The 15,828-nt window shown below is 74.5% G+C and carries 14 protein-coding genes; 6 read left to right on the plus strand and 8 right to left on the minus strand.

The window, feature by feature from the left end; translation table 11 throughout:
- Positions 1-23: 23 nt before the first annotated feature.
- The 3 genes from otsB to ACIPAE_RS33080 all read right to left on the minus strand — a co-directional run bounded on the left by otsB (position 24) and on the right by ACIPAE_RS33080 (position 2,637).
- On the minus strand, positions 24-872 hold the full coding sequence (gene otsB, locus ACIPAE_RS33070; protein ID WP_402450345.1) for a trehalose-phosphatase: 849 nt from the start codon (positions 870-872) through the stop codon (positions 24-26).
- A 143-nt stretch (positions 873-1,015) separates the two neighbouring features.
- Positions 1,016-1,333 (minus strand): DUF3263 domain-containing protein, encoded by a 318-nt coding sequence (locus ACIPAE_RS33075; RefSeq protein WP_402450348.1) that lies wholly within the window; start codon positions 1,331-1,333, stop codon positions 1,016-1,018.
- Positions 1,334-1,347: 14 nt separating this feature from the next.
- Positions 1,348-2,637: a sugar ABC transporter substrate-binding protein gene (locus ACIPAE_RS33080; protein ID WP_329368169.1), complete on the minus strand. Its 1,290-nt coding sequence runs from the start codon at positions 2,635-2,637 to the stop codon at positions 1,348-1,350.
- Positions 2,638-2,932: 295 nt separating this feature from the next.
- On the opposite strand from ACIPAE_RS33080, the gene ACIPAE_RS33085 reads away from it, so the two are divergent.
- From ACIPAE_RS33085 to ACIPAE_RS33095, 3 genes are all read left to right on the plus strand, one after another.
- Entirely contained in the window at positions 2,933-3,865 is a 933-nt protein-coding gene (locus tag ACIPAE_RS33085; RefSeq protein ID WP_402450350.1) for an ROK family protein, read from the plus strand.
- On the plus strand, positions 3,865-5,076 hold the full coding sequence (gene nagA / locus ACIPAE_RS33090; RefSeq protein ID WP_402450351.1) for an N-acetylglucosamine-6-phosphate deacetylase: 1,212 nt from the start codon (positions 3,865-3,867) through the stop codon (positions 5,074-5,076). Before ACIPAE_RS33085 ends, nagA begins: the two co-directional genes overlap by 1 nt.
- Before the next feature lie 200 nt (positions 5,077-5,276).
- On the plus strand, positions 5,277-6,212 hold the full coding sequence (locus ACIPAE_RS33095) for a 1-phosphofructokinase family hexose kinase (protein WP_402450352.1): 936 nt from the start codon (positions 5,277-5,279) through the stop codon (positions 6,210-6,212).
- A gap of 53 nt (positions 6,213-6,265) precedes the next feature.
- On the opposite strand, the gene ACIPAE_RS33100 is transcribed toward ACIPAE_RS33095, so the two are convergent.
- Complete coding sequence (locus tag ACIPAE_RS33100; RefSeq protein WP_329368161.1) at positions 6,266-7,315, minus strand: carbohydrate-binding protein; 1,050 nt, start codon at positions 7,313-7,315, stop codon at positions 6,266-6,268.
- Positions 7,316-7,509: 194 nt separating this feature from the next.
- Here ACIPAE_RS33100 and ACIPAE_RS33105 point away from each other — a divergent pair, with 194 nt between their 5' ends.
- A complete protein-coding gene (locus ACIPAE_RS33105; RefSeq protein WP_402450419.1) occupies positions 7,510-8,472 on the plus strand; it encodes an SAM-dependent methyltransferase in 963 nt (320 codons plus the stop codon).
- 163 nt (positions 8,473-8,635) lie between these two features.
- Entirely contained in the window at positions 8,636-10,858 is a 2,223-nt protein-coding gene (locus tag ACIPAE_RS33110; protein WP_402450354.1) for a serine/threonine-protein kinase, read from the plus strand.
- Between the two features lie 87 nt (positions 10,859-10,945).
- On the opposite strand, the gene ACIPAE_RS33115 is transcribed toward ACIPAE_RS33110, so the two are convergent.
- Complete coding sequence (locus tag ACIPAE_RS33115; protein WP_366412895.1) at positions 10,946-11,932, minus strand: NAD-dependent epimerase/dehydratase family protein; 987 nt, start codon at positions 11,930-11,932, stop codon at positions 10,946-10,948.
- Between the two features lie 85 nt (positions 11,933-12,017).
- On the opposite strand from ACIPAE_RS33115, the gene ACIPAE_RS33120 reads away from it, so the two are divergent.
- Positions 12,018-13,160, plus strand: coding sequence for an NADH-quinone oxidoreductase subunit D (locus tag ACIPAE_RS33120; RefSeq protein ID WP_402450357.1), 1,143 nt, complete (start codon positions 12,018-12,020; stop codon positions 13,158-13,160).
- A gap of 58 nt (positions 13,161-13,218) precedes the next feature.
- Here the strand turns inward: ACIPAE_RS33120 and ACIPAE_RS33125 are convergent, their stop codons facing one another.
- The 3 genes from ACIPAE_RS33125 to ACIPAE_RS33135 form a co-directional block, all read right to left on the minus strand.
- Entirely contained in the window at positions 13,219-14,250 is a 1,032-nt protein-coding gene (locus ACIPAE_RS33125; protein WP_402450359.1) for a hypothetical protein, read from the minus strand.
- A gap of 183 nt (positions 14,251-14,433) precedes the next feature.
- A complete protein-coding gene (locus tag ACIPAE_RS33130) occupies positions 14,434-14,907 on the minus strand; it encodes a rhodanese-like domain-containing protein (RefSeq protein ID WP_402450360.1) in 474 nt (157 codons plus the stop codon).
- Positions 14,908-14,912: 5 nt separating this feature from the next.
- Positions 14,913-15,539 carry a cysteine dioxygenase gene (locus ACIPAE_RS33135; protein ID WP_402450362.1) on the minus strand — a complete coding sequence of 209 codons (627 nt, stop codon included), beginning with the start codon at positions 15,537-15,539 and terminating at the stop codon, positions 14,913-14,915.
- Between the last annotated feature and the right edge of the window lie 289 nt (positions 15,540-15,828).

Below are 15,828 nucleotides of genomic sequence, written 5' to 3' on the forward strand. Positions count from 1 at the left end.
GCGGCGCCGGGTCGACGGCCGGGTCAACCCAGTTCGTCGGCCAGGTGGTTGAGGAGGGCGACGACGCCGGACGGGCCCTCGACGGTGAGGTCGGCCTGCGCCAGCACCTCCTTGGGGGTCTCCTCGGCGCCCGCGCTGGCGACGAGGAGCCCGGGCAGGCCCTGGGCACGCAGTTCCGCGACGGCGGCGTAGGCGGCGAGGTCGCCGAGGTCGTCGCCGGCGTACAGCACGCTGCCCGCGCCGACCTCGCGGAGGTACGCGGCGAGGGCCACGCCCTTGTCCACGCCGGGCGGGCGCAGTTCGAGGACGTAGCGGCCGGGTTCGACCACGAGGCCGTGCCGCGCGGCGAGTTCGCCCAGCGGCACGCGCAGCGCCTCGAACGCGGCGTCCGGGTCCTCGGTGCGGCGGGTGTGGACGGCGACCGCGCGGCCGCCCTTGTCCTCGATCCAGGTGCCGCGCCACGCGCCGATCGACTCCAGGAAGCCGGGCAGTTCGGCACGGACGGCGGTGACGCCGGGGTGCGCGGCGGGCGCGTGCACCTCGCCGCTGCGGGGGTCCCAGCGCTCGGCGCCGTAGTGGCCGAGGACCACGAGGTGCTCCAGGCCGGGGACCCCGGCGAAGCCGCCGTACCGTACGGCGACCCCCGCCGGGCGGCCGGTGATGATCGCCGCCGCGGCCAGGTGCGGGGCGAGCCGGGCCAGCGCTCCTGCCGCGCCCGGGTGCGCACGGGCCTGTTCGGGGTCCGGCACGATGGGGGCGAGCGTGCCGTCGAAGTCCAGCGCGACGACGGCACGTTCGGGGTGGGCCAGCAACGCGGTCAGAGCGTCCTTGCCCTCGGGGGTGTGCGGGGTGAACGTCTCGGCGTAAGCCATGCGGTCGAGCCTAGCGGAACCCTCCGGAGTGGTCCGTGCTGTCGGTCCGGGGGCCACCTGTCGGTGGTTGCGCACGCCGTTCCGCGCGCCCCTGGATTCGTGCGGCCCCTCCCGCGAGAAGAGGGTCACCCAGGGCAGCCGGCTCAGCGGTTTTCTGAGCGGCGTTGTCTCGTCAGGCGCCAGCGGTTGACCGTGGTCGGGGCGGCCCGGAGGGCGCGGGGGTCGTCGAGGAGGGCGTTGAGGTGCTGGAAGAACGCGGTCGGGGAGATGCCGAGCCGTTCCCGGATCGCCCGGTCGCGCGGACCGGGCCCGGTCCAGTTCCGGCCGGCGAGGTCGAGCACCGCCAGGTCCCGCGCGGAGAGCCCGGCGGAACCGCCGACCGTGTCCGCAGCCGTATCCGCAGCCGTATCCGTATCCGCACCGGGGTCCGTCCGTGCGGCTTCGCCGCCCTGCTCGGTCACCTCGATCGCACCCCCTACTGCGGTTGGGACGTCAGCCCCTGCCCGTCCTGGACCTCCGCGAAGTTCTGCAACTGCGACAGTACGGTCTTCGGGTCGCTGTGCACCGCCGTGCCGATGACCTTCTTCACCCGGTCGTTCACCTTCGTCCAGGAGGTCTTGTCCACCGGGTAGAAGACCGCCTCGGGCAGCAGGTTCAGGAACTGGACGAGGTCGGCGTCGCGCTTCTCGCCCTGCATGACCTGGGAGGCCGAGGTGGTCACCGGCAGCAGGCCGTACTCGTCGAGGAACTTGACCGTGTTCTTGGTCTGGTAGACGTACCGGAGCAGCTTGCGGTCGGCGTCGAGGTTGCCGTTCTGCTTGAAGGCCATCGCCCAGTCGGCGACGCCGAGGGTGTCCTGGTCCGGGCCGTCCTTGCCCGGCAGCGGCGCGACGCCGACGTCGACGCCGCGCGCGCGGGCCTGCGCCAGCAGCGTCGGGTGGCCGTTGATCATGCCCGCGTTGCCGGACATGAAGTCGTCGAAGACCTCCTGCCGGTTGGTCTTGGCGGGGTCCTTCCCGCCGATCAGCTTCGCGTCGACGAGGTTCTTCTTCAGCCAGGTGAACGCCTCGACGTTCTCGGCGGAGTCGAAGGTGTAGTTGCCGACCGTGTCGGTGATGCCGCCGTTGGCGCCGAGCATCCACATCAGGGACTCCGCCTGCGACTCCTCCGGGCCGAGCGGCAGCCCGTAGGGGACCTTCACGCCGTCCGCCTTGAGCAGCTTCGCGTCGGCGGCGAGGTCGTCCCAGGTCCTGGGCGCCTTGTAGATGCCGGCGTGCTTGAACAGGTCCTTGTTGTAGAAGAACATCCGGGAACTGGACGCCCACGGCAGGCCGTACTGGGTGCGGTCGACCGATCCGGCCTGGGCCAGCGAGGGGATGAAGTCGGCCTGCTGGCTCACCGTGAAGAGCTGGTCGGCGCTGTAGAGCTGGCCCTTGGCGGCGTAGTCGGCGTACGAGCCCATCTGCGCGATGTCCGGCGGGTTGCCGGCCTTGACCATGGCGGCGACCTTGTCGTCCACGTCGTTCCAGCTCAGTACCTGCACATCGACCTTGATGTCCGGGTACTGCTTCTCGAAGCCGTGCACGATGTCGTTCCAGTACACCAGCGAGCTGTTGTCGGTCTTCGCGTCGCCGTAGTCCGCGGCCACCAGGTGCAGCGTCACGTCCTTGCTCTGCGCCGTGGAGCCGCCGCAGGCGCTGACACCCGTCAGGGCCAGCGCGGAAGTGAGGCCGGCCGCGAGGCCGAGAAGTCGTCGCCGCTGCACTGTTCCTACCACCCTTGGGACTTCGGGAAAGATCGGGATGCGGGCGGGGCCGCCCGCCGGGCCACCGCAGAAAGAGCCGAGTCTTCCCCATATCTTTAGCCAAGGTCTACACCATGAGTGAGATCTCTTCGACGGCGGGCCCCATCCTGCGGCCGCCGCCCGCCTCGTGACGGGCTTTTTCGCCTCCCCGACCGCACCCCTCTGACCTGCCCGGCAATATGCATCTTTCCTGAGAATCGATCTTCCGGGCCGAGTGGACTAGACCTCTATAGGGGTGAGACGCGAGACTGTCCACGTGAGACATGTCATCGCCCTCGATGTGGGCGGCACCGGGATGAAGGCGGCGCTGGTCGCCGAAGACGGCACGCTGCTGCACCAGGCACGCCGACCGACGGGCCGCGAGCGCGGCGCACAGGCCGTGGTGACCGCGATTCTCGACTTCGCCGCGGACCTGCGCGAGCACGGCCGCGCCGAGTACGGCGAAGGCGCGGCGGCCGCCGGCGTGGTGGTGCCCGGCATCGTGGACGCCGCGGCCGGCATCGCCGTCTACGCCGCCAACCTGGGCTGGAAGGACCTGCCGCTGCGCGACCTGCTCTCCGAGCGGCTGGACGGCCTGCCGGTGGCGCTCAACCACGACGTGCGGGCCGGCGGCCTGGCCGAGGGGCGGATCGGCGCGGGCAACGGCGCCGACCGGTTCCTGTTCCTGCCGCTGGGCACCGGCATCGCCGGCGCCATCGGCATCGAGGGCCGGATCGAGGCCGGCGCGCACGGCTACGCCGGGGAGATCGGCCACATCGTGGTCCGCCCCGGCGGCCGGGAGTGCGGCTGCGGGCAGCGCGGCTGCCTGGAGGCGTACGCCTCGGCCGGCGCGGTCTCCCGGACCTGGGCCGCCGCCAGCGGCGATCCGGCCGCCGACGCGGCCGCCTGCGCGCGGGCGGTCGAGGCCGGCGACCTGGCGGCGATCGAGGTGTGGCGGGAGGCGATCGACGCGCTTGCCGACGGCCTGGTCACCGGACTGACCCTGCTCGACCCCCGGGTGCTGGTCATCGGCGGCGGCCTCGCCGAGGCCGGCGACACCCTCTTCGGCCCGTTGCGGGCGGCCGTCGAGGCGCGCATCACCTTCCAGAAACTCCCGCTCATCGTCCCTGCCGCGCTGGGAGACACCGCCGGCTGCCTGGGCGCGGGCCTGCTCGCCTGGGATCTGATCTCCGTGGAGGTATCCGCCTGATGGCCCCCGTAACGACAACGCAGCGCACCGTCCTGACGGGTGCCCGCGTGGTGCTGCCGTCCGGCGTGGTGAACAGCGGCCGGATCACGGTCGACGGCGCCCGGATCGCCGCCGACGAGCAGGCCGAGCAGGCCACCCACGACCTGGCCGGGCGCGGCTACACGGTGGTGCCCGGGTTCGTGGACATCCACAACCACGGCGGCGGCGGCGCGTCCTTCACCTCCGGCACCGCCGAGGACATCCTCACCGGCGTGCGCACCCACCGCGAGCACGGCACCACCACGGTGGTCGCCTCCACCGTCACCGAGAACCTCGACGCGCTCGCCCGGCAGGCGGCGCTGCTCTCCGAGATCGTCGAGCAGGGCGACCTGGCCGGCATCCACTACGAGGGCCCGTTCATCTCGCCCTGCCGCAAGGGCGCGCACGACCCGACGCTGCTGCGCGACCCCGACCCGGCGACCGTGCGCAAGCTGATCGAGGCCGGCCGCGGCGCGGTGCGGATGGTCACGCTCGCCGCCGAACTGCCCGGCGGCATCGAGTCGGTACGGCTGCTCGCCGACCTCGGGGTGATCGCCGCGATCGGCCACACCGACGCCGACTACGAGCAGACCCGCCAGGCGATCGACGCGGGCGCGACCGTGGCGACCCACCTGTTCAACGCGATGCCGCCGCTCCACCACCGCGAGCCGGGCCCGATCTCGGCGCTGCTGGAGGACGAGCGGATCACGGTGGAGCTGATCAACGACGGCACCCACCTGCACCCGTCCGTGCTCGAACTCGCCTTCGGCAGCGCCGGCGCCGCCCGGGTCGCGTTCATCACCGACGCGATGGACGCGGCCGGCTTCGGCGACGGGATGTACGACCTCGGGCCGCTGAAGGTCGAGGTACGGCAGGGCGTGGCGCGGCTGGCGGAGGGCGACTCGATCGCCGGGTCGACGCTCACCCTGGACACCGCGTTCAAGCGCGCGCTCACCATTGACGGGCTCTCGCTCACCGACGCCGTGCAGGCGATCTCGGTCAACCCGGCCCGGCTGCTGGGCCTGTCGGACCGGATCGGCTCGCTGGAGCCCGGCAAGGACGCGGACCTGGTGGTGCTGGACGAGGCGTACGACCTGGTGGGTGTCATGCACAAGGGCGCGTGGGTGGTCGAGCCGCCCGCTTCCGCCTCCCCCGCGTCCCCCGCCTCGGCCGCTCCCGCCGAGCGGTCGTAGCGGAACCCGAGGCCCGCCATGCGCCCCAGCCCTCCCGCCCGTCGCCCGTGCGGCCCCGTCGGCCCTCCCCGGCCGCGGGGCCGCCACGGGCTGCTTCGGGCCGCCCGCCCGGCGCCCGTCGCCCGTCCCGTCTTCAACTTCCCGGTAAAAGCGGCCGTCCCGCTCTGGGCCCGCCGCCGTCCGTTTGCCAAAATCAACAGGTGATCATCACCGTCACGCTCAACAGCGCCCTGGATGTGACCTACCGGGTCCCGTCCCTGATACCGCATGCCACCCACCGGGTGCTGGAGGCGGTGGAACGGCCCGGCGGCAAGGGACTCAACGTCGCCCGCGTGCTCGCCGCGCTCGGCCACCGCGCCACCGTCACCGGCTTCGCCGGCGGCCCGGCGGGCGACGAGCTGCGCCGCGGCCTCGCGGCGGTGCCGCACGCGGACCGGCTCACCGACGCCCTGGTACCGGTGGCCGGCAGCACCCGGCGCACGGTCGGCGTGGTGGACGCGGCCACCGGCGACACCACCATGTTCAACGAGCCCGGGCCGACCGTCGGCCCCGCCGAGTGGGCGGCGTTCCTCGACGTCTACCGCGAGCTGCTCGCCGGCCCCGACACCGAGGCGGTCGCGCTGTGCGGGAGCCTGCCGCCGGGCCTGGCGGTCGGCGCGTACGCCGAACTGGTCCGGGAGGCGCGCGCGGCGGGCGTCTACGTCCTGCTCGACACCAGCGGGGAGCCGCTGCGCCGCGGCCTTGCCGCCCGCCCCGACCTGATCAAGCCCAACGCGGCCGAGCTGGCCGGGCTGACCGGCTTCTCCGAGCCCGCCCGCGCGGCCCACGACGCCAGGCGGCGGGGCGCCCGCGGGGTGGCCGCGTCGCTCGGCGCCGACGGGATGCTCGCTGTCACCGAGGACGGCGCCTGGCGGGCCCTGCCGCCGGGCCGGCTGGCGGGCAACCCCACCGGCGCCGGCGACTCGGCGGTCGCCGGACTGCTGTCCGGGCACGTGGAGGGGCTGCCGTGGCCGGACCGGCTGGCCCGCGCGGTCGCCCTGTCGGCGGCGACCGTGCTGGCACCGGCCGCCGGGGAGTACGACGAGGCCGGGTACGAGGAGCTGCTGCCGAAGGTGGAGGTCGTCCCGGCGGGGTAGGCGGCCGAGGCGGGCGGCAGGGCCGGGAGCGCCGGCCCTGCGGAGCGGTCCGCCTACTTCGTGACCGTGCCCTCCTTGAGCCACACCTGGTCGAGGTTGGCCCCGCAGTTGCTGTCGGCCGGGGTGCAGGACAGCGTCAGGACGTTGGCGCCCTTCTTCAGGTTCACGTAGTTGAAGGTCGTCATGTTCCACGCCTTCGCCCAGTCGGTGGCGTTGCCGTAGTTCTTGAGCTTCACCGGGTCGGTGCGCGGCTTGCCGTTCACGCCGAGGGTGAGGGTGGCGTCGGGGCCGGCGTTCGCGTAGCTGACGAAGTACGTGTAGGCGTCGTCCTTCGGCACGACCACCGTCCAGCTCACTGTGGCGCCCTGGGTGCCCATGCTGTCGACGTAGGTGCCGCCCGACGCGTTCGCGCCCGGGTGCTCGGTGCTCTTCGCGGCGCCGCCGGTCAGCGCGAGCGTGGACGCGTCGACCTTCTTCGAGTCGAACGGCGCCGGGGTCGCGGACGGCGACGCGGACTGGCTCGGCGCGGTGCTCGCGCTGGTCGCGCCGGTCGGCTTGTCGTCGGCCTGCTTCTTCTTGTCGCCCGAGCTGTTGGTCATCGCGAACGCGATGCCGATCGCGACGGCGGCGACCACCGCGACGGCCGCGATCAGCAGGCCCCTGCGGTTCGGGGCGCCGGAGCCGTCCTGGCCGCCCGGCCCACCGGCCCTGCGGCCCCCGGGCGGGCCCTGCTGCGGGTCGTACGGCGGCGGGCCGGACTGCTGCGGCTGGCCCTGCGCCTGCGGGTACTGCGCGGTCGGCCCGCCGTACTGGCCCGCGTACTGCTGCCGGCCCTGGTCGTAGCCGTACGGCGCCTGGGGCGGGTAGCCGTAACCGCCGCCGCCCTGCTGCTGGGGCGGGGCCTGCGGCGGGTAGCCGTAGCCACCGGTCGCCGGGCGCCGCTCACCGACCCGCTGCACCTGGTGGTACGAGGTGCGGGGCACGCCGGGCTGTCCGGCCGCCGGCTGGCCGCCGGCCGGGTCGGGCTGGTCGTCGCCCTCCGACCGGTAGAGATACGCGAACGGGTCGTCGTTCTCCGGCGTGCCGTCGTTTCCGGCAGTCATCCGCTGTCCACTCCCTCGACTGTGGTATGCCAGGCACCTTACCGGCCTCGGACGACACACCTCCCACGCTCTTCGACGCATGGGCAGGTCGGTAAGGTTCCCCTGTGAGCAGCGCCACGGGTTCCGGCCGCCCCGATCCGGGTCCGGGCCCGGATCAGGACCGCGTGCCCGGGTGGCTGCCCTGGCGGGACGCGATGGAGCTGGCACTCTACGGCCCCGGTGGATTCTTCCGCCGGGAGCGGCCCGCCGATCACTTCCGCACCTCCGTGCACGCGTCCTCGCTGTTCGCCGGCGCCGTGGCGGAACTCCTCGCCCGGGTGGACACCGCGCTCGGCCACCCCGCGGAGCTGGACTTCGTCGACATGGCGGCGGGCTCGGGCGAACTCGCCGCCGGTGTGCTGGCCGCCCTCCCGCCGTCGCTCGCGGCCCGCGTACGCGTGCACGCCGTCGAGCGCTCCGCCCGCCCGGCCGGGCTCGACCCCCGTGTCGCCTGGACCGCCGAGCCTCCCGCGGGCGCGCGCGGCCTGCTGTTCGCCAACGAATGGCTGGACAACGTTCCCCTGCCGGTCGCCGCGCCCGGCCCCGACGGCCACGCCCGCTACGTCGAGGTGCGGCGGGCGGACGGCGCGGAACGCCTGGGCGCCCGGGTGAGCGGCGAGGACGCGAGGTGGCTGGAGCGGTGGTGGCCGCTGGGCGCAGGCGGCGGGCCGGACCGGCGTGCGGAGATCGGCCGCGACCGTGAGGCGGCCTGGCGGCGGGCCGTCGCCGCGCTGGCCGCGGGCCTGGCGGTGGCGGTGGACTACGGCCACACCGCGGCGGCCCGCCCGGCGCTGGGCACCCTGACGGGGTATCGCGACGGCCGCCAGGCCGTCGCCGTGCCGGACGGCTCGATGGACCTGACCGCGCACGTGGCGATGGACGCGCTCCCGGGCACCCTGACCACGCAGCGCGAGGCACTGCACGCGCTGGGGGTGCGCGGGCAGCGGCCCCCGCTCGCCCTGGCCGCGCAGGACGCGCCCGCCTATCTGCGGGCGCTGGCCGCCGCCACGGAAGCGGCCGAGCTGACCGCGAAGGGCGGCCTCGGCGACTTCCTGTGGCTCGCCACGGCCGTCGGCGCCGGGTGCGCGGACCTGCTGCGGCCGCCGGCCGCGGACTGAGCGCCGCCCGGCCCGCCGACAGGCTTCCCTCCGCGGGTCGTTCACCCTTCCTCCCTTTCTCCTCCCCGCGTTCGTCCGCCCCGTCTGCAACCGCGCAGGGCGCGACCGTCGTGTCACCCAGGGACGCGGGACGGGTCAGCAGGGGCCAGGGGGAGGCGGGGGCATGGCCGGTATCGGCATCAGGCCGCTCGGCGAGGACGACCCGAGGCGGCTCGGACCGTACCGGCTGCTGTGGCGGCTGACCACCGGCGGCATGGGGCGGATCTACCTGGCCAGGCCCCAGCGGGAGGGCCCGCTCGTCGCGGTCAAGACGCTGCTGGCGGAGGGCGTGGTCAGCGAGCCCGACCGCAAGCGCTTCGCCCGCGAGGTGGATCTGGCCCGGCGGGTGGACAGCTCCTACACCGCCCGCCTGCTCGACGCCGACGCCCGGGCCGAACGGCCCTGGATGGCCATCGACTACGTGCCCGCGCCGTCGCTGGGCGACCTGGTCCGCGCGGCGGGCCCGCTGCCGCCCGAGGCGCTGCCCTGGCTGGCGGCCGGCACCGTACAGGCCCTGCTGGCCCTGCACGACAAGGGCGTCGTGCACCGCGACGTCAAACCCCAGAACATCCTGCTGCCGCTGACCGGGCCGCTGGTCATCGACTTCGGCATCTCGCACGCGATCGACAAGACCACCACCTCGCTGACGCTGGGCACCATCGACTACACCTCGCCCGAGCAGGCGCTCGGCCGGCGCTCCACCCAGGCGTCGGACGTGTTCTCGCTGGGCGCGACCCTCTTCCACCTCACGGTCGGCCGCGCGCCCTACCCGGAGACCGACGACGGCCCGCTGCAACGGCTGGCCCGGGTGCAGGCCGGCACCCTCGACCTGTCCGGTCTGCCGCCGGCGCTGGCCCCGCTGATCCACCCGACCCTGGCCGCGGAACCCGAGGCGCGCCCCACCCTCGGCGAACTCCTGGTGCGCTTCATCGACGAGGCCGACCGGGCGCCCGCGGCGCGCGGCGCGCAGCACCGGCTGCCGGTGCGCTGGACGGCGCTGATCGACGCGTACGAGGCGCACGGTCGGGCGCTGGACCTGGACGAGGGCGGCGCCGTCGCGATGGCCGACGAGCACACCCGCCCGCTGCCGCCGCCGGCGCCCACCCTCGTGGACACCCGGGAGCGGGCGGCCCGCCGGGAGCGGGAGGAGCAGGCCCGCCAGGCGCGCGAGCAGCGGGAGCGGGAGCTGCGCGAACTGGCCGCGGCGACACGGGCGAAGGCGGCCGAGGCCGAGCGGCAGCGGCGGGCCGAACAGGAGGCGGCGGAAGCGGCGGCCGCCGCGGAGGCGGCCCGGAAGAAGGCCGAGCGCGAGAAGGCGGAACGCGAGAAGGCCGAGCGGCGCGGAGCGGAACAGCGCCGGGCGGAGCAGCGCAGAGCCGAGGAACTGGCCGCCGAGCGGCGCGCAGCCGAGCAGAAGAAGGCCGAGCAGCGCAAGGCCGACCAGCGCGCGGCCGAACGCCGTGCCGCCGCGGCCAAGTCGAAGCAGGGGGAGTCCGTCAGCGGCATGCTGCTGGCCGTCGTGCTTCTGGTCGCGCTGGTGGCCTGGCATCCCTGGACCGGCCACCACGGCTCGGGCTCGACCGCCGGCGCGACGGGCAACGCGTCGGCGAACGCGTTCTCGTCCGGCGGGAGCGGCCTCTCGTCCGACGACCCGAACACCGGCAACGCCGGCGCCGCCTCGGACAGCACCGGCGGCGACGACGCCGGCACCGCGTCGGACGGCGGCTCGGACGACTCGGGCGGCTCCGTCGGCAGCTCGGACGGCTCGGACGGCGACACCGTCCCGGACACGACGCCTCCCGCACCCACCACCACGACCCCGCCGCCCGATCCGACCGAAGAGGCGTTCAAGGCCGTGCCGGTCGGCGACTGCCTGCCGGTCTACGACACCGGCCGCGGTGGCAGCACCATCGCGTGGAGCGCTTCCGTCCCGCCGAGCCCGGTGTCCTGCTCGGGCCAGTGGGGCGGCCTGGTCCAGGTCACCAGCCGCACCGGCGGCAGTTGCCCGAGCGGCACCGGCAAGTCGTCGTGGAGCTACTACTCCGCGTCCTCGGGCGACACCACGCGGCTGTGCCTCACCCGCGTCTTCCTCCCGCACTACTGCCTGCTCGGCACGCAGTCCGGCGACTCCATCAGCATCGGCCCGATGACGGCCGTGGACTGCACCGCGAAGCAGGTCCCGGTGCCGTACAACCAGGTCATGTGGATATCGGGCGTCTACCGGGCCCCGTCGGGCGCCTCCGCGAACAACTGCGTGCAGGGGGCGAGCGACCGGACCCGGTACTGGGCCTGGCTGGTGAACGACGGCAGCACGCTGCTGTGCACGACGATCTACCAGTCCGGCTGAGCGGAGCGGAGTGCGCCGGAGCGGACCGGCGCGGACCTGAGCGGACCGGATGCCGTGCGCCGGACGCCGTGCGCCGGATGCCGTGCGTCAGCCGGCGAGTTCGCCGAGCCCGTCGAGCACCCTGCGCTCCACCTCCGGGTCGAGCCCCACCGGCTCGCGGTCCGGCCGCTGGGGCGCCACCCCGCCGATGCCCTCCAGCCAGCGCCAGGTGTCCGCGACGGTCTCCCCGACCGGACGGCAGCGCAGGCCCGCGCCCAGCGCCTTCCGCACGTCGCCGCGGTGCAGCGTGTCGTGCAGCTCGCCCGGCGGCAGCCACACCGGCAGGTCCGTCCACGGCTCGATCCCGGCCGCCTCGACCACCTCCGGCGCCACCCAGCGCAGCGCCGCGTCCGAGCCGGTCACCCGCGCGCACGTCTCCAGCAGCTCGCCCATCGTGGTGTGCCCGGACGGGCTGACCAGGTTGTACGGCCCGCCGAGGCCCGCGGCCAGCGCGTCGAGCGTCCAGCCGGCCAGGTCCCGTACGTCGATGTACTGCAGGGCCAAATCCCGCGGCCCGGGCGCCAGTACCTCACCGCCGCGGGCGATCCGCCGCAGCCACCACGGCAGCCGCCCGATGTTCTCGTACGGCCCCAGGATCAGCCCGGCCCGCACCAGCAGCGCCGCGTCGCCGTACGCCTCCTGCGCCGCGATCTCGCCGGCCCGCTTCACGTCGGCGTAGTCGTCGCCCTTGCCGTCGACCAGCGCGCCGTGCTCGTCCAGGCCCGCGCCCGCCGGATACGCGTACACCGACCGGCTCGACACGTATCCGTACCGGCCGACCCGACCGCCCAGCACCCGGACCGCGTCCCGCACCGCCGCCGGGTCCCCCGACCACGTGTCCACCACCGCGTCCCACTCCCCCGCGGCCAGTTCCCCCAACTCCCCCTTCGCCCGGTCCCCGCGCAGGCCCCGCGCTCCCGGCGGCACCTCCCGGTTTCCCCGGTTGAACACCGTCACCCCCCACCCGCGCTCCACCGCGTCCTCGACCACGGCCCGCCCGACGAACTCCGTCCCACCCAGCACAAGTAGTTCCATCCCCCCACCCTCCCTCCACCCCGGTCCCCGTCCCAGCGAATCCGCCGACGGCGTAGCCGGTCGGGCGGCCTGAGAGGATGGGGGCATGACGGAGACGACGGTCGGGGTCGGTGGGGCGGCCGAGAGCACGGACATGGTGCTGAACATCGGGCCTCAGCATCCCTCGACGCATGGGGTGCTGCGGTTGCGGCTCGTGTTGGACGGGGAGCGGATCAGGACCGCGGAGCCGATCGTCGGGTACATGCACCGCGGCGCGGAGAAGCTCTTCGAGGCGCGGGACTACCGGCAGATCATCATGCTGGCGAACCGGCACGACTGGCTGTCGGCGTTCTCCAACGAGCTGGGCGTGGTGCTCGCGGTCGAGCGGATGCTCGGCATGGAGGTGCCCGAGCGCGCGGTGTGGCTCCGGACGCTGCTGGCCGAGCTGAACCGGGTGCTGAACCACCTGATGTTCCTCGGGTCGTATCCGCTGGAGCTGGGCGGGATCACGCCGATCTTCTACGCGTTCACCGAGCGCGAGGAGTTGCAGCGTGTGATGGAGGAGGTCTCCGGCGGCCGGATGCACTACATGTTCAACCGGGTCGGCGGCCTGAAGGAGGACCTGCCGAACGGCTGGACCGGGCGGGCGCGGGCCGCGGTGGCCGGCGTGCGGTCGCGGATGGGCCGCTTCGACGACCTGGTGGTCGGCAACGAGATCTTCCGCGGCCGCACCCGCGGCGTGGGGGTGCTGTCGGCGGCCGACGTGCACGCGTACGGGGTGAGCGGGCCGATCGCCCGCGCCTCCGGCGTCGACTTCGACCTGCGGCGCGACGAACCGTACCTCGGGTACGGGGAGTTGGGCGACGTCCTGAAGGTGGCCACCCGGACCGAAGGCGACTGCCTGGCCCGGTTCGAGGTGCTGCTGGAGCAGACCCACAACGCGCTGGCGCTGGCCGACGCCTGCCTGGACCGGCTCGCCGAACTGCCGCCCGGCCCGGTCAACCAGCGCCTGCCGAAGGTCCTCAAGGCGCCCGAGGGCCACACCTACGCCTGGACCGAGAACCCGCTCGGCCTCAACGGCTACTACCTGGTGTCCAAGGGCGAGAAGACCCCGTACCGGCTGAAGCTGCGCTCGGCGTCGTTCAACAACATCCAGGCGCTGAACGTGCTGCTGCCGGGCACGCTGGTGGCCGACATGGTCGCGATCCTCGGCTCGATGTTCTTCGTCGTCGGCGACATCGACAAGTAGCCGGTGCCCGGGCGCCGTTGCCGCCGTCCCGGCGGAGGCGGCCAGCGCGCCTCGGCGGTCAGCGCGCGGCGCCCCGCAGGTCGCTGACGTCGAGCTGCTCGGTGTCGTCGTGGGCGGTGAGGTCGATCACCTCGGCCGCGGCCGGCTCGTGGTCGGGCGTGGCGGCCGGCGCGGACGCGGGCGCGGTGACGGCCTCGGACGCGGTGACTGCCTCGGGCTCGGCGGCGGGCTCGGGCTCGGCGGCCGGCGCGGGGATCGCGGCGGGCGCGGCGAGCGGCACCGGGGCGGCCGCGGGAAGCGACTTGTGGGTACCGAAGAAGTCGAAGCCGCCGACCGCGCGATGGGCCTGGGCGGCGGTGGAGCGGCCCGGCTGGGCGTAGGGCAGGACGGCCGCCGCGGTGGCCGCGGGCACCAGGCGGTGCTCGCGGACCGGGAGCGCCTGCGACCCCGACGCGTGCTTGCCCTGCGGCTCGTCCGCGGCCGCGGCGTCCCGGCGCCGGGCGTCCTCGACGGTGCGCTGCGCCTGCTGGGTGGCGGAGTTGCGCGCGAGGTTGCGCAGCGCGTCCGCGGCCTTGAGGTAGGCGGCGGGGCCGACCGCGGCCACCCCGGTGCCCAGCGCGATCCGGGGCGGCGTGGCGCCCTCCCGCTGGAGCCGGCGCCGCGCCTCCAGGGCCCGGGCCCGCTCGCTCTCCGCGGTGGCGTAGCGCCGCAGCAGATCGGCGTGCTCCGAGCGCAGCCGCGCCAGCTCCGACCGCTTGCCGCGCAGCTTCTTCTCCAGCCGGCCGCGGATCTCCCTGGACTCCTCCAGGTCGGTCTCCAGCTCGGCCACCCGCTCGTCGGTCTTCCACTCGTCGCGGGTCCGCAGCGCGATCAGCTCCGCCACCTCGCGCCCGGCCGAACGGTCCCAGGTCCGCGCGAGCAGCGCCCCGGCCACCGCGACGAGCGCGATCGCCACCGCGAGCACCCGCAGCAGCTCCGTATCACCGGCGAAGATTGATATGACGGCCAGTACGGCCGCGGTGCCTGCGACGGTCAGCGGCGGCATCATCCGGTGCAGCGGCTGGGAATGGCGGTGACGTCCACGGGGCATGGCCAGAAATTTAGCGTGCGCAAGGCTTCCGTGGGGGCCCGGGGCCCTAATTTTCGGGGGGTTTGGCCGTACCGTTGCGCACGTTCGTCACCCACCGCGCACGATCGGACACGGCACGTGCGCACGGACATATTGGATCTTGGTCACCCGGGGCCCCACGCGTCAGGACCGCCGGTCGGGGGGTCACCGCGCGGGGTGGGCGCCCGGCGCGATCGGCGGGTGCGGAACGGTCGGACGGCCGTCCGGCGGGGTGACCGGCAGGCCCGCCGCGCGCCACGCCTGGAAGCCGCCGACGAGGTCGGTCGCGCGGTGCAGGCCGAGGTCCTGCAGGGAGGCGGCCGCCAGCGACGAGGCGTAACCCTCGTTGCAGAACACGATGACGGGCAGGTCGTGGCCGGTGGCGTGCGGGAGGCGGTGCGAGCCCTCCGGGTCGAGCCGCCACTCCAGTTCGTTGCGCTCCACGATGACCGCGCCGGGCACGGTGCCGTCGCGGTCGCGCAGCGCGCCGTAGCGGATGTCCACCAGCAGCGCGCCGCCGTCGCGGGCGGCCGCGGCGGCCTCGGCCGGGGAGAGCCGGGCCAACCGGGTGCGTATGGCGGCCAGATGGTCCGCTATCGAGCGGGGAACCCCGGAAGGACCGCCCTGTGCGCCGGTCATCCGTGTCACCACTCCTCGGGGCGCTCGACGAACTCCAGCCGCAGCGTGCTGTCCTTGCGGCTGTAGCGGCGCATCAGCGGCAGCGGCGGGTAGTACGCGTGCACGGACACCGCGTGGGTGGTCTCGGACACGTTCACCACCTGGTGCACGTGCTCGCGGCCGAACGCGCGGCCCTTGCCCTCGGGCAGGACGCGGCGCCGGTCCACGCCGTCGGCGAGTTCCAGCGACCGCCAGCCCTCGGTCGGCAGCGGGACCGCCAGCGAGTGCTCGGTCAACTCGCCCGCGGCGGTGACGAAGACGCCGTACGAGCCGCCGTGGTCGTGCCAGCCGGTCTCGGCGCCGGGCGGCCAGCCGATCAGCCACGCCTCGGCCCCGCCGGGTCCTTCCAGCCGCCGCCAGGTGCGGCCTTCGGCGTCCAGCGGGAGTTCGGCCACGACGGCGGCGTCGGCGGCGATCGAGCGGGCGAAGTCGAGGAGTTCGGCGGCGGTGGGCGCCGGGGACACGGCCGGCGCGGGGGCCTGAAGTCCCTCGGCGGGAGCCGCCGGAGCGGAAGTCGCCGGAGCGGAAGTCGCCGGAGCGACGGCCGTGGAGCCGGCGGAGGACACGGGAGAGGCAGCGGGAACGGCGGACATGGGTACCACCCGAAGGGAGGAATGCGCGGACGACGCGCGGGCGAACGGTGGGCCGAGGGCGCGCGTCAGCGCGCGGCCGTACACACGCAGCCCGCGTACCGGAGGAGGTCGAGATGGACCCTCCGGTGCAGAAGCAGGCGCGTGCCGTTCACGGAACGGACTGAACCATCTCCGGCCGAACCGGGCGGCGGCCCGGCGCACGCGGCTCGCCCGCACGGGACCGGCTCACTGGATCAGCCCAGCCGATCCACCACGAGAGTCCGCGCCGGGTCCGCCCCGCCGATCCACC

The organism is Streptomyces sp. NPDC087270 (assembly GCF_044744625.1).
Taxonomy (GTDB): domain Bacteria; phylum Actinomycetota; class Actinomycetes; order Streptomycetales; family Streptomycetaceae; genus Actinacidiphila.